Source organism: Xylanibacter ruminicola Ga6B6 (assembly GCF_000687715.1).
GTDB lineage: Bacteria > Bacteroidota > Bacteroidia > Bacteroidales > Bacteroidaceae > Prevotella > Prevotella ruminicola_B.
On the sequence record NZ_JHXD01000002.1, the window covers coordinates 249,602 to 265,299 of the forward strand.

Annotated in this window: 6 protein-coding genes; 4 read left to right on the top strand and 2 right to left on the bottom strand. The window is 49.5% G+C overall.

Annotated features, from left to right (window positions below):
- Positions 1-138: 138 nt before the first annotated feature.
- The 3 genes from xyn10D/fae1 to xyl3A all read left to right on the top strand — a co-directional run bounded on the left by xyn10D/fae1 (position 139) and on the right by xyl3A (position 7,655).
- The gene (xyn10D/fae1, locus tag T500_RS0102530) at positions 139-2,319 is read left to right on the top strand and encodes a bifunctional endo-1,4-beta-xylanase/feruloyl esterase (RefSeq protein WP_028906815.1); all 2,181 of its coding nucleotides are present in this window, start codon (positions 139-141) and stop codon (positions 2,317-2,319) included.
- Positions 2,320-2,587: 268 nt separating this feature from the next.
- Complete coding sequence (locus tag T500_RS0102535; RefSeq protein ID WP_028906816.1) at positions 2,588-5,053, top strand: glycosyl hydrolase family 95 catalytic domain-containing protein; 2,466 nt, start codon at positions 2,588-2,590, stop codon at positions 5,051-5,053.
- Between the two features lie 16 nt (positions 5,054-5,069).
- Positions 5,070-7,655: a xylan 1,4-beta-xylosidase gene (gene xyl3A / locus T500_RS0102540; RefSeq protein ID WP_028906817.1), complete on the top strand. Its 2,586-nt coding sequence runs from the start codon at positions 5,070-5,072 to the stop codon at positions 7,653-7,655.
- On the opposite strand, the gene T500_RS15005 is transcribed toward xyl3A, so the two are convergent.
- Positions 7,645-8,937, bottom strand: coding sequence for an ABC transporter substrate-binding protein (locus T500_RS15005; RefSeq protein WP_080694763.1), 1,293 nt, complete (start codon positions 8,935-8,937; stop codon positions 7,645-7,647). The genes xyl3A and T500_RS15005 overlap by 11 nt on opposite strands.
- Before the next feature lie 17 nt (positions 8,938-8,954).
- The gene (locus T500_RS0102550; protein WP_028906818.1) at positions 8,955-12,959 is read right to left on the bottom strand and encodes a two-component regulator propeller domain-containing protein; all 4,005 of its coding nucleotides are present in this window, start codon (positions 12,957-12,959) and stop codon (positions 8,955-8,957) included.
- Between the two features lie 188 nt (positions 12,960-13,147).
- Between T500_RS0102550 and T500_RS0102555 the strand changes: the two genes are divergently transcribed.
- On the top strand, positions 13,148-15,637 hold the full coding sequence (locus T500_RS0102555; RefSeq protein WP_036908253.1) for a glycosyl hydrolase 115 family protein: 2,490 nt from the start codon (positions 13,148-13,150) through the stop codon (positions 15,635-15,637).
- The last annotated feature ends 61 nt before the right edge of the window (positions 15,638-15,698 follow it).

The window sequence follows — 15,698 nt, forward strand, 5'->3', positions numbered from 1 at the left end:
GTGGTAGGTAATCCCCCTAAAGTAGCCATTGATGGTACAAATAATAAAGTTTATGATACTCACGGAATAGAGGGTTTGGGGGATTTGTTGTAACTTTGCAGCCGAATAGATTAATAAACAGAAATCAAATTAGCAAATATGAAGAAACTATTAGTAGCGTTATCGCTTATCGCCGGTAGCCTGACCGCATCGGCACAGTGGGGACGTCCTGTAGATTATGCAGCAGGTCCTGGACTTAAGGATGCTTACAAGGATTATTTTACTGTAGGTGTGGCTGTAAACAAGTTCAACATCTCTGATCCTGCTCAGACTGCAATCGTTAAAAAGCAGTTTAACAGCGTTACTGCCGAGAATGCTTGGAAACCAGGTGAGATTCACCCAAAAGAGGGTGTGTGGAACTTTGGTTTGGCTGACAGCATTGCCAACTTCTGTCGCGAAAACGGTATCAAGATGCGTGGTCACTGCTTGTGCTGGCACTCACAGTTTGCCGACTGGATGTTTACCGATAAGAAGGGCAAGCCTGTAAAGAAAGAGGTATTCTACCAGCGTTTGCGCGAGCATATCCACACCGTGGTTAACCGCTATAAGGATGTGGTTTATGCTTGGGACGTAGTAAACGAGGCTATGGCCGACGACGGTCGTCCATTCGAGTTTGTTGATGGTAAGATGGTGCCTGCCAGCCCTTATCGTCAGAGTCGTCATTTTAAGCTTTGTGGCGATGAGTTTATTGCTAAGGCTTTTGAGTTTGCACGCGAGGCCGACCCAACAGGTGTGCTGATTTACAACGACTACAGCTGTGTTGACGAGGGTAAGCGCGAGCGTATATATAATATGGTGAAGAAGATGAAAGAGGCTGGTGTGCCCATCGATGGTATCGGCATGCAGGGCCACTACAATATCTACTTCCCTGATGAGGAGAAGCTGGAGAAGGCCATCAACCGTTTCAGCGAGATTGTAAACACTATCCATATTACAGAGTTGGATCTGCGTACCAATACCGAGAGCGGTGGTCAGCTGATGTTCTCGCGTGGCGAGGCTAAACCACAGCCTGGTTATATGCAGACACTGCAGGAGGACCAGTATGCCCGTTTGTTCAAGATATTCCGTAAGCACAAGGATGTGATTAAGAACGTTACATTCTGGAACCTGAGCGATAAGGACTCTTGGCTGGGTGTAAACAACCACCCACTGCCTTTCGACGAGAACTTCAAGGCTAAGCGCTCGCTGCAGATTATCCGCGACTTTGATGCCGCTATGGACAATCGCAAGCCAAAAGAGGACTTTGTGCCCAACCCCATGAACCAGCCCGGACAGGAGTATCCTATGGTTAACTCTGAGGGTTATGCCCGTTTCCGTGTTGAGGCTCCCGATGCTAAGTCGGTAATTGTTAGCCTGGGTCTTGGTGGCCGTGGCGGTACCGTACTGCGCAAGGATAAGAATGGTGTTTGGACTGGTACTACCGAGGGCCCAATGGATCCTGGTTTCCACTACTATCACCTGACTATCGATGGTGGCGTGTTTAACGATCCTGGTACACACAACTACTTCGGTTCTTGCCGTTGGGAGAGTGGTATCGAGATTCCTGCCAAGGATCAGGACTTCTACGCTTATCGCAAGGATATCAACCATGGTAACATCCAGCAGGTAACCTTCTGGAGCGAGAGCACTGGTAAGATGCAGACTGCCAATGTATATCTGCCTTACGGTTACGGCAAGGTGGTAAAGGGTAAGCAGGAGCGCTATCCAGTACTGTACCTGCAGCACGGTTGGGGTGAGAACGAAACTAGCTGGCCTGTACAGGGTAAGGCTGGACTCATCATGGACAACCTGATTGCCGATGGTAAGATTAAGCCATTTATCGTAGTAATGGCCTACGGACTGACCAACGACTTTAAGTTTGGTTCAATCGGTAAGTTTACTGCCGAGGAGTTTGAGAAGGTTCTCATCGACGAGCTGATTCCTACTATCGATAAGAACTTCCTGACCAAGGCCGACAAGTGGAACCGTGCGATGGCTGGACTGTCGATGGGTGGTATGGAAACCAAGCTCATCACCCTGCGCCGTCCTGAGATGTTCGGTTACTGGGGATTGCTGAGTGGCGGCACCTATATGCCCGAGGAAATTAAGGATCCTAAGGCTGTGAAGTATATCTTCGTAGGTTGTGGCGACAAGGAGAACCCAGAGGGCATCAACAAGAGCGTTGAAGCACTGAAGGCTGCCGGATTCAAAGCCGAAGGTCTGGTTTCTGAGGGCACAGCACACGAGTTCCTGACTTGGCGCCGCTGCCTTGAAAAGATGGCGCAGAGCCTCTTTAAGTAAGGAAAAGTGCGAAAAAAGTGTGATTTTTTAGTGGTTGAAACAAAATAAAAAGTAAATGTAACATGAGGATAAGCCACTTTCGAAAAAATACACTAACTTTGCACCCAGATAAGATAAAGAATCGGTTAAAATTGTTTTAGTTATATTAGTAGTTAGTAGTTTTTCCTTCCCTGGGACTAAAGAAAAGCGTTTCTTGTCCCAGGGTTATTTTTTTAATTCATAAATTATTTGTATCTTTGCAGCGAAATTTAAAACCAATAGTATATATATGAAACGATTATTGACTATCCTTGCCAGTGTGTGTGTAGCACTTGTGGTTAACGCCCAGCAGCATAAGCTGTGGTACAGTAAACCTGCCGCTCAGTGGTTGGAAGCCCTGCCTATAGGCAATTCGCACTTAGGTGCCATGGTGTATGGCGGTATCGGTACAGAGCAGATACAGCTGAACGAAGAAACATTCTGGAGCGGGTCGCCGCACAATAACAACAATCCTGATGCCAAGACCAGCATCAGGGATGTACGACGCCTGATTTTTGAAGGCAAAGAAAAGGAAGCCGAGGCGCTGATTGACAAGACTTTCTTTAAAGGACCCCATGGACAAAAGTATCTGCCCCTGGGCGACCTGATGCTTTCTTTCGTCTACCAAAATGGGGCTGAACCAAGCAATTATCGTCGCGAACTGAACCTGGGTGATGCTTTGTGTACCACCAGTTTTGATGTGGCTGATGTGAAATATATTCGTACAGCCTTTGCCTCGCAGGCCGATAATGCCATTATCATACAGATAACAGCCAGCAAGAAGAAAGCCCTGAACTTCGGGGTGAGCTATCAGCGCAACCAGCAGGCTGTTGAGGGTGGTGCTGTGGCCAAGAACGAGCATGCCTATATTATTAATAATGTAGAGCACGAGGGTATTGCTGGTAAGCTGCAGGCCGAGGTGCGTGTAAAAGTGGTGGCCGATGGTGTGGTGGCCAGTCATGGCAGCGACATGCAGGTGCGCAATGCTACCAATGCCACTATCTTTATTACTGCGGCTACCAACTACGTGAACTACCAGACCATTAACGGCGATCCGATAGCCAAGAACAATCAGACCATGAAGCTGTTGCAGGGCAAGAGCTACAAGCAGCTGCTGAAACGCCATCTGGACATGTATCAGGAGCAGTACGATCGTGTGTCGTTGTCGTTAGCCAAATCGGCGCAGTCGGATCTGCCTACCGATGAGCGATTGGCTGCTTTCGATGGTACCGACCTGGATATGGTGTCGCTGATGATGCAGTACGGACGATACCTGCTGATATCATCGTCGCAGCCTGGTGGTCAGCCTGCCAACCTGCAGGGGGTATGGAACCATAAGATGGATCCCGCTTGGGACTCGAAATATACCATCAACATCAATGCCGAGATGAACTACTGGCCTGCCAATGTGGCTAATCTGGCTGAGACGCAGGAGCCGCTGTTCTCGATGATTCGCGACTTGAGTGTAACAGGTGCTAAAACGGCTCGTACCATGTACAACTGTCCGGGTTGGGTGGCGCATCATAATACCGACCTGTGGCGTATTGCCGGTCCTGTGGATGGTACCAGCTGGGGAATGTTCCCAACAGGTGGTGCCTGGCTCACCACACATCTGTGGCAGTACTACCTGTATACTGGCGACAAGCGATTCCTTGATGCTTGCTATCCCATCCTGAAAGGAGCTGCCGATTTCCTGCTGTCGTATATGCAGGAATATCCAAAGAACGGCGAAGTGAAGCAGGCTGCCGGCTGGCTGGTAACGGTGCCAACGGTATCGCCTGAACATGGACCGGTAGGCAAGAATACCACCGTAACAGCCGGATCGACCATGGACAACCAGATAGTGTTTGATGTGCTGAGCAGCACCCTGAAGGCACACCAGATACTGGGCTATAATAATGTGGTTTATACTACCATGCTGAGCAATGCCATTGCCAAGCTGCCACCTATGCAGATTGGTAGATACGGACAGTTACAAGAGTGGCTGATAGATGGCGACGATCCTAAGGACGAGCATCGCCACATATCGCATCTGTACGGCTTGTATCCTTCGAACCAGATATCTCCCTACAGTCATCCTGATCTGTTTACCGCTGCGGCTAACACCCTGAACCAGCGCGGCGATATGGCTACTGGCTGGAGTTTGGGCTGGAAGATCAACTTCTGGGCACGTATGCAGGATGGTAACCATGCTTTTAAGATTATCAAGAACATGCTGAACGTGATACCTAGCACCACAGAGTGGGGGCGCAGTGGCGGTACCTATCCCAACTTGTTTGATGCCCATCCACCATTCCAGATTGATGGTAACTTCGGATGTTCGGCTGGCGTATGCGAGATGCTGTTGCAGAGTCATGATGGCGCTGTACACCTGTTGCCCGCCCTGCCTGATAGTTGGAAAGATGGCGAGGTAAGTGGACTGGTGGCCAGAGGTGCCTTTACGGTAAGTATGAAGTGGCATCAGGGCGAGCTGACCGAGGCTACGATATACTCGAAGATTGGCGGACAGCTGCGTCTGCGTTCGTATGTGCCATTGCAGGGTGCTGGTTTGAAGCCAGCCCAGGGTGAGTGCAGTAACGAGCTGTTGGCACCTGCTGCCATCCGTGAGCCATTGGTGTCGGAAGAGCTGAAGGACTTTAAGACACTGCCCATCCGCAAGGTGTACGAGTATGATATCATGACCGCACCGGGGAAAACGTATTACATTAGGCATTAAACATTAAATATTAGAAATGAAACATCAACTATTCTTATCATTGGCATTGTGTGTGGGGCTGGGAGCCTCGGCACAAACATTGCCTTACCAGAACCCGAACCTCTCGGCTAAAGAGCGAGCCGTTGACCTTTGTAGTAGACTGACTTTGGAAGAGAAAGCCATGCTGATGCTGGATGAGAGTCCGGCCATCCCCCGCTTGGGCATCAAGAAATTCTTCTGGTGGAGCGAGGCGCTGCATGGTGCGGCTAACATGGGTAACGTAACCAACTTCCCTGAGCCTGTAGGTATGGCTGCGTCGTTCAATCCTCATCTGCTGTTTAAGGTGTTCGATATCGCATCTACCGAGTTCCGTGCTCAGTACAATCATCGTATGTACGACCTGAATGGCGAGGATATGAAGATGCGTAGCCTCTCTGTTTGGACACCAAACGTGAACATCTTCCGCGACCCTCGTTGGGGCCGTGGACAGGAAACCTATGGCGAGGATCCCTATCTTACCAGTGTGATGGGCGTGCAGGTGGTGAAAGGCTTGCAGGGGCCTGAGGATGCCAGATACCGTAAGCTCTGGGCCTGTGCCAAGCACTATGCCGTGCACAGTGGTCCTGAGTACACACGTCATACTGCCAACCTGACTGATGTGTCGGCCCGTGATTTCTGGGAGACTTATATGCCTGCCTTCAAGACATTGGTGAAGGATGCGAAAGTGCGCGAGGTGATGTGTGCCTATCAGCGTCTGGACGATGATCCCTGCTGTGGTTCAACCCGTCTGCTCCAACAGATTCTGCGCGATGAGTGGGGCTTTGAATACCTCGTTGTGAGCGACTGTGGTGCCGTTAGCGATTTCTATGAGAACCATAAGTCGTCGTCGGATGCCGTACATGGTACATCGAAAGCTGTCTTGGCTGGTACCGATGTAGAGTGTGGCTTTAACTATGCTTATAAGAGTCTGCCCGAGGCAGTCAGAAAGGGTCTGCTCTCAGAGAAGGAGGTTGATAAGCATGTGATCCGTTTGCTTGAAGGTCGTTTCGACCTGGGTGAGATGGATGATCCGTCGCTGGTGGAGTGGTCGAAGATTCCTTATTCGGCTATGTCGACCAAGGCTTCGGCTAACGTGGCGCTGGACATGGCCCGTCAGACCATCGTACTGCTTCAGAACAAGAACAATATCCTGCCTCTGAAGAAGAATGCCGAGAAGATTGCCATTATCGGTCCTAATGCTCATAACGAGCCTATGATGTGGGGAAACTATAATGGTACCCCAAACCATACCGTTACCATCCTGGATGGTGTGAAGGCCAAGCAGAAGAAACTGGTTTATATACCAGGCTGCGACCTGACAAATGATAAGGTGATGGAGTGCCATCTGGCTACCGACTGTGTGACTCCTGATGGCAAGAAAGGCTTGAAGGGCACATTCTGGAACAATACAGAGATGGCTGGAAAACCCTTTACTACCGAATACTACACCAAACCGGTAAATGTAACCACTGCAGGTATGCACGTGTTTGCTCCCAATCTGCCTATCGAGGATTTCTCGGCTAAGTACGAGACAACCTTCACAGCCAAAGAGGCTGGCGAGTATGTGGTAAACGTGGAGAGTACTGGTCATTTCGAGCTCTATGTCAATGGCAAGCAGCAGTTTGTGAACCACATCTGGCGTGCTACACCAACACGTACGGTGCTGAAAGCAGAAAAGGGTCAGAAGTTTGATATAGAGGTACGTTTCCAGACCGTGAAGACATGGGGTGCTTCGATGAAGATTGATGTGGCTCGCGAGCTGAATATCGATTATCAAGAGACCATCGCCCAGCTGAAGGGTATCAATAAGGTGATTTTCTGTGGTGGTATCGCTCCCAGTCTGGAGGGCGAGGAGATGCCTGTAAACATCGAGGGCTTTAAAGGTGGCGACCGTACCAGCATCGAACTGCCTAAGGTGCAACGCGAGTTCCTGAAGGCCCTGAAGGCTGCTGGAAAGCAGGTGATCTATGTGAACTGTTCGGGTTCGGCTATTGCCCTGCAGCCAGAGACAGAGAGCTGCGATGCCATCGTACAGGCCTGGTATCCTGGTCAGGAGGGTGGTACAGCTGTGGCCGACGTGCTCTTTGGCGACTATAACCCAGGCGGAAAACTGTCGGTAACCTTCTATAAGAACGATCAGCAGCTGCCCGATTATGAGGACTACTCGATGAAGGGTCGTACCTATCGCTATTTTGATGATGCGCTGTTCCCCTTCGGCTATGGCTTGAGCTATACCACCTTCGAGGTGGGCGAGGCCAAGGTTGAGGCTGCTACCGATGGTGCGCTTTACAACGTACAGATACCTGTGACCAATACTGGCGCTAAGAACGGTAGCGAAACCATCCAGCTGTATATCCGCAACCTGCAGGATCCCGACGGACCGCTGAAGAGTCTGCGTGGCTTTGAGCGTTTGGATATCAAGGCTGGTAAGACGGCAACAGCCAACCTGAAACTGACCAAGGAGTCGTTGGAGTTCTGGGATGCTGAGACAAACACCATGCGAACCAAACCCGGAAAGTACGAGATACTCTACGGAACCAGTTCGTTGGACAAAGATCTGAAAAAACTGACCATCACTTTATAGTGGTGGTCTTTTTTTGACGTAACAAAAGTGTGGTGGTGATAATCATAAACAGGGCTACAAAGCCTGCAATCACGTAGAACCAGTAATCAACAACAGGTTTCTCCTTGATTTTCTCCCAAATCTCACGAAGCACTTCCTGACGGTCGCCACTGTCGCGTAGATAGCTGCAACGGCTGATGACGTCCTTGGTGGGATACATCACGCTATCTACATGAACGGCGGTTGCTTCGGGGCCAAAGAAATAACTCAGATCGATGGCAGGAAGACTGTCGTTGGTAACAGCTTGCAATATCTCGGGTGTGCCGATGGCCGAGCTGTAGCCTGTTTCTTCCATACACAGCAGGGCTATATCGGGGCGGCACAGGAAGTTTATCCAGAGACTGGCGGCCTTGATATTCTTACAGGTGGTGGGAATCACCCAGCAGTCGGCCCAGCAGTCGCTACCCTCGATGGGTACAATATACTGCAGGTTGGTGTTGTCGCCTGCCTCGTCGATAGCCCATCTGGCATCGCCGTTCCAGGTTACACTCATCCAGTCCTTGCCGGCTGACATCAGGCGCTTGTCGTCCTCTACATCAAAACCCTTCATCTGTGGACGGGCTGTCTCCAACAGGTCCTCGACAATAGCGATGTTGCGGTTGGTGAGATAGGCAGCCAGCAGGTTACGGTTGGCTACGCCCGACTTGATGTCATCGTAGAATGCGTAGTTGATAAACACGTTATAGATATCGCTGAACGAGTCTTTCATAATCACCTTGCCACGGTATTTCGAGTCGAACAGGAATGCCCAGCTATTTACCTCCTCGGGTTTTACAAACTTGGTATTGATGAGTACGCCTGTGTTACCCCATAGATAGCCTACTGTGTAATCCTTGGCGGTGATGCCCTGCGCTTCGCCGATATGCTGTAGCATGTTATCGATGAAGGGTGAGGTGCCATGCAGGTAGTTAGGAATGCCTTGGGCCACGAAACTGGTGTCGATAGGGGTGAGCATCTTGTGTTTCATCATGCGTTCGGCCAGATATTCGGGTGGACAGAATACATCCACCTCTGTCTGCTGGTCCTTAATCATGTCGAAACACTCCTCAGGGTAGTCGTAGGTTACGTAGCTTACCTTGATAGGCTGGCCTGTAACCTGCTGGTACCATTTCTCAAACTTCTCTATAACGCCTACACCAATGTAGTCGCCCCAGTTATATACCTTCAGTATCTGTTGACGGTCCTGTGCCTGTATGGCCAGACTGCAACACAAGGCAAGAATAGCAGTTGCTAGCCGTTTCATATCGTTCCTTTTTTTGTTTAGCGCTCTTCGTGCTCCTTCATATAGTCGCGTGGCGACATACCGTAGAATTTCTTGAATACGGTAGAGAACGAGGCTGAGTTAGCAAATCCACATGCATACATCACCTCGGTAACGTTCATGCCTTGGTTGGCCAGCAGCTGGGCGGCCTTCTTCAGGCGGATATTGCGGATAAAGTCGTGAGGTGTCTGGCCGGTAAGGTCCTTCATCTTGCGATGCAGGTGTACACGGCTGATACCAACAGTATCGGCAATCATATCTACACTCAGGTCGGAGTTGTTCAGATTCTTGTTGATGCACTCCATGATGCGCTCCAGCAGCTTCTCGTCGGGCGACTTGAGCTCAATCTCGTCAATCTGTTCCTCCAGGCTGTCGTTGCGCTCGTACTTCAGGCGCAGCAGACGGTGCTTGTTAATGAGGTTCATGATGGTGCGGCGCAGAATCTCCATGTTGAATGGCTTAACGATATAGGCATCGGCACCAGTCTCCAGACTCTCCAGCTTGTCCTCGTCGCGGTTCTTAGCGGTGAGCAGTACCACTGGGATAGAGTTGGTGTTAGGATTGGTTTTGATGCGGGTACACAGGGTGTTACCATCCATCTCGGGCATCATGATATCGCTCAGTACCAGGTCGGGCTTTGTGCGGATTACCTCGCCAAGTGCCTCGCGACCGTTGGTGCAGGCATGAATATCGTAATCCTTCGAGAGCTCGCTCTCAAGGTAGTTGCGAATCTCCTCATCGTCTTCGGCAATCACCAGGGTGAGCTTGCGGTTGCCAGGTGTCATCTCGCTCATCGGATTAATCAGCTCTGTCTCGGGCTCCTCTTCCAACAGCAGTTCGGGGGTGATGGTCTCGGCGGCCTCGGCAGCTTCGGCTTCGGTAATCATCTCGTCGGCATTCAGATGGCTGTTGCCCATTGGAATGGTAATCACAAACTCACAGCCCTTCTCCAGGTTGTGAACGGTAATGGTACCATGGTGCAGCTCAACCAGCGAGCGGGTAAGGTCGAGACCGATGCCAGTGCCCACATAACGGTCATTGAGCGTGGTGGGCGTCTGATAGAAGCGGTCGAAGATCTTATTCATCTTATCTTCGGGGATACCTTCGCCATTGTCGTAGATGGCGATGGTGGCCGATTCGTCAGTATGACTGATGCGGATACCTATCTCGCCACCGGTTGGGGTGTACTTGAAGGCATTCGAGAGGACATTCATAAGTACCTTATCGAAGTTCTGGCGATCTATCCATACAGGAATTTTTTCGCTATCGTGTTCGTAGATAAACTTAATCTTCTTGGTCTTGGCCTGATTATCAAACAGGTCGTAGATATCCTTGGCAAAGCTTACCAGGTTGGTCTCACGCATTCGCATCTGCATTTGACCCTTGTCGATCTTTCGCAGGTCCATCATCTGGTTTATCAGACTGAGAATACGCTCGGCATTACGACGGATGGTTTCGTAAACGGCTTTGCGGCTGGGATCGTTGTCGTTCTTGATAAGCGAGAGCAACGGTGTGAGAATCAGCGTCATTGGGGTGCGGATCTCGTGACTCATGTTCATGAAGAAACGCAACTTGGCCTCGCCCATCTCTTCGGCATGGATATGGGCCTGGAGGCGCAGCTTATCCTGCTCCTTATGGCGACGGTAAACCAAATACTGCCATACAAACATACCGATAACCATAGCGTAGAAGAAATAAGCCCAAGCCGAGCGGTACCACGGACTGTGGATAACCACTGTGAACTCTCTTTCGGGTGTTTCTACGTTATTGCGCTCGGCCTTAACCCTGAAGCGGTAGGTGCCTTGTGGCAGGTGCGACAGGGTAAGCACGTTCTCGCCTGGCTGCAAGCGGTTGAATGGCTCGCCATTAATGCTATATAAATAAGATATGTGTTCAGGGTTCTCGTAGGTAAGGGTCGAGAACTGGATTGAGAACGTGTTATCGCTATAGCTGAGTTCGAAACGGTTGCTGGCAATAATGGTAGTATCGGTAACCAGATAACTGCCCGAATGGGTGGCGCGGCTTACCTGCTGACCATTGATAGAGAAGGAGGTGAGCTCAACCTCGGCCTCCCATTTGCTGGGAGCAATATGATGCGAGTCGAACCACGAGATACCTGCTGTACCACCCATGGTGAGGATGCCATCGGGCGACATGAACGAGGCTCCATCGCTGAACTCGTTACTCTGGAGACCATCATCCACAAAGTAGTTCTGCCAGATTTCGGATTTAGGTGTGAAACAACTCAGTCCGTGGTCGGTACCTATCCAAAGGCGGCCTTGCAGGTCGCGCTCGATGGTGGCGATACCATTATCCGACAAGCCATTGGCGCGGGTATATTGCTGGGTTTTGTGGGTACGCAGATCGTAGCGGAACAAACCCTCGTTGGTACCATACCACAGGTTATCATCGTATTCGCGGGTAATTCTTACAGGGGTGCTGTAGTTCAGACAGTTCATGCCAAAGGTGCTTGTCCAGCTGTTGGCGGGGATGTCGAGACAGCATAAGCCCATACTGGTGGATACATACAGACGTTTGCCATCGGGCGACAGTTGAACCTGCGATACATAATCGTTGGTAATGCAGTTCATCTTCCTGTTCTTATCAGCACCTGCCTTCATTTTGTAAATGGCCAGCACACGTCCGTCGTTGGGGTCCATCTTCACAATGCCATGTTTCATGGTACCCAACCACAGGTAGCCATCGTTGCCCACGGCTATGTCCATTACAATCAGGTTGGGATCCTGTGGGAATGGTACACGGTGATACTGGAAGGTGACAGGATCAACCCAGCCAATACCTTCGCGGTAGGTTCCTAACCAGATACGTCCCTTCTGGTCTTCGGCCAGCGATACGATGACTGATGGATACTGATCTTTGAGGTGCTTAGAGGCCTGGGAATAGAAATCGTAGCAGTAAAGCCCGTCCTTATCGGTACCCACCCATACACGTTTCTTGCTATCCAGGATAACGCTGACTACACAGGCCGTACCTAATATATTATGGGCACCAAGCTTATGTCCCATGTAGTGGAAGCCCTTAAAGCTGATGGGCTGCATAAAGATGCCCTTCTGTAATAATCCGAACCACAGGTTACCGCTCTTGTCCTCGGTAATAGAGTAAACCTTACTCATAGGAAGGTTAACCTCGAGTGAGAAGAACGGGTTATCAATCAGTTCGGGCTTGCGGGGATTATAGAGGGCTATACCCTGACCATCGTAACCAATCACAATGTTACCATCGTGGGCACGGAAGAGCGATGATACGGCTTTTGTACCTGTTTCGGCAATGTGAACGAACGTGTCACCCTGCATTCTGAATACACCGCAGTTGGTACTACCGGCATAGATGATGCCATCGGCACCTTCGCAGAGGCATGAGAATACCACGCTGGGCAGGTTCTGCATATGGCGCTTGACGGTCTTGCCGTTGTATGAGATGAGGCCCATGTGCTCTGTAACAATCCACAGGGTACCTGTACGGTCCTCAATCATACTGTTAACGGTGTGTATGGTCGCCAAAGGTCCCTTCTCCTGATAGGCTGTCTTCTGATCCTTGAACTTCAGGATACCTAAGCCAGAGGTTCCCACCAGTACGTCGCCATTGGCACGCTCCAGGAAGCAGTTGGGGTAACTGTGACCGGCGTTGCCGTTCTTGTCGTACATGGTGACATTATGGAATTTGGTGCCGTCCCACGTTTGCAGGGCGCCATACATACCAAAATAAAATAAGCCTTTGCGATCTTGCATCATACTGTTCACGTAGTTGCTCGCCAGTGAACTGTCGTGCTCGTTCTCTTTCTTGAATACGCGGAACTGATAACCATCGTAGCGATTGATACCGTTACGGGTGGTTGTCCAGATGAATCCCTCGTTATCAAGATATACTTGTGTTACAAAGCTGCTTGATAATTGATGATCGGTAGTGAAGAACTTTCCCCTTTGGGCGAAAGCACTCAACGAGAGAAGTGAAGTAGCTAGAGTCAGTATATACTTAACTTTCATTGTTTTGTTAGTAATTAAATGGCTGCGTTAGTCGTTTTATTGTTTATATGTTGCAAAGATAGTGCATTTCTCGTGATGTAACAAACAAATGTTACAAATATTAAAGTTTTTGATACATTTAATGTGGTTTTACTCCCAAAAATGCCCTATCTTTGCGCAAAATTATATAATTTGTAACATTCGTAGTGATGAATAAAAGACTAATTTTGTTGAAGACATTGGCATTTTTGGTGTGCGTAACAGCTGTCTCTCAGTTGAAGGCGGCCAGCCAATTTGTGTCGTTCCTGCCAGAGGCTGATGCCTTGCAGTTGAAGAACCTGACTGTTGGCTTGAGTCAGAAAGAGCATAGTTGTGTGCAGCTGGCAGCCAAAAATCTCTTGGTGGATTTTGAGAAAGTAACGGGGCAGAAAGCATCGCTCTCGGAGGGTGCCGCCGAGGTGCTGGTTGGTACGGTGGGGTGTAACCCGCAGATTGACCAATGGGTGAAGCAGGGTGTGCTGCCTGGTTTGAAGGGTAAGACCGAGAAGTATATCATTAAGACCATCGGCAGTCAGCTGGTGATTGCCGGTAGTGATAAGCGTGGTACGGTATATGGAATCTATGAGCTGTCGAAGCAGATAGGTGTGTCGCCATGGTATTATTGGGCCGACGTACCAGTAGAGAAGCATGCTGCTATATATATTAAGAAAGGTGAGTATACCGACGGCGAGCCTGCTGTTCGCTATCGTGGCTTATTCCTGAATGATGAGGCGCCTTGCTTGACTACATGGGTAAAGAATACTTTTGATACCAATTATGGTGGTCATCAGTTCTACGAAAAGGTGTTTGAGCTGATTCTGCGTCTGAAAGGTAACTACCTGTGGCCAGCCATGTGGGGATGGGCTTTCTATGCCGATGATCCTGAGAACCTGAAGACAGCCGATAGGATGGGTGTGATGATGGGTACGTCGCATCACGAGCCTATGGCACGTAACCACCAGGAGTATGCCCGCCATCGTAAAGAGTGGGGTGCTTGGAACTATTCTACGAATAAAGATAATCTGGATCGCTTCTTCCGTGAGGGTATCGAGCGTATGAAGAATACCGACGACATTGTGACCATTGGTATGCGTGGCGATGGCGATGAAGCTATGGGTAACGGTACCGATACACGTTTGCTCGAGGAGATTATCAACAACCAACGTCGTATTATTAAAGAGGTGACCAAGCGCCCGGCAAAGGAAACACCTCAGATCTGGGCCTTATACAAAGAGGTGCAGGATTATTATGATGCCGGTTTGCGTGTGCCCGATGATGTGACCATTCTGCTTTGTGATGATAACTGGGGTAATGTGCGCCGTATTCCTACTGCCGAAGAAAAGAAACGCAAAGGCGGTTGGGGACTGTATTACCATGTGGATTATGTGGGTGCGCCTCGTAACTCAAAGTGGATCAATGTGACGCCCATCCAAAATATGTGGGAGCAGTTGCAGCTGGCCTATAACGGTGGTATCCAGAAGTTGTGGATACTGAACGTGGGCGATCTGAAGCCGATGGAGTATCCTATCCAGTTGTTTATGGATATGGCTTGGGATCCTGCTAAGTATCAGGTTGACAATCTGTTGGATCATACCCGTGATTTCTGTGCCGAAAGCTTTGGTGAGACGCATGCTGATGAGGCTGCATCAATCCTGAACCTGGTTTGCAAGTATAACGGACGTATCACCTCGGAGATGTTGGATGCACGTACCTATACCTGTGACGAGTTTGAACGTGTGGTAAACGAGTACAAGGCCTTGGAAACCCGTGCGTTGCGTTTGTTTTTAGAGTTGAAACCTGAGTGTCAGGATGCTTATCGTCAGCTTGTACTCTTCCCTGTACAGGCTATGGGGAATATCTATGAGATGTATTATGCACAGGCCATGAACCTGCAGCTGGCTAAGAATCATGATCCAGAAGCCAACGAGTGGGCCGACCGCTGTCGTCAGGCTTTTAAACGCGATTCGTTGCTGTGTAACTATTATAATAAGGTGATGGCCCGCGGTAAGTGGGATGGCATGATGATCCAGAAACATATCAGCTATCGCACATGGAACGATAACTTCCGTGCCGATGTTTGTCCACGTCTGGTTGAGGTGCCCACCCCTGTCAGCGGACCGGTATTCTCGCCAAGCGATGGTTATATCAGCATAGAGGCTGAGCATACCTATAGTCGTGAGGATGCTAAAAATGCTACTTGGACGGTGATTCCTTATATGGGTCGTACGTTGAGTGGCATCTCGCTGATGCCTTATACTGCTTCTACCGATCAGGCCAAACTGACTTATCAGTTCAAGGCTGCTGATGTAAAGACGGTAAAGGTGCATGTGGTGACAAAATCAACTCTCGACTTCCTGGATAAGGGTGGCTTGATTTACGACGTGGCTATCGATGGCAAGCAGCCCGTGGCTGTGAACTTTAATAAAGACCTGAACGAGAAGCCTGAGAATATTTACACGGTTTACTACCCAACGATTGCCAAGCGTGTGGTTGAGATGGTAGTGGAGTTGCCAGTTGATGCCAATGAGAAGGTACACACACTGACCCTCCATCCTCAGGATCCGGGCATCGTTTTCGAGAAGATTGTGATTGATCTGGGTGGTTATCAGTCGCAGTATCTGTTCGGTAAAGAGTCACAAAAAGCGTACAATTTACAATAAAAACTAACTCTATATTATTAGTTTTCTTTGTTTTCTGTAACACGGACTTTATATTTTGTAA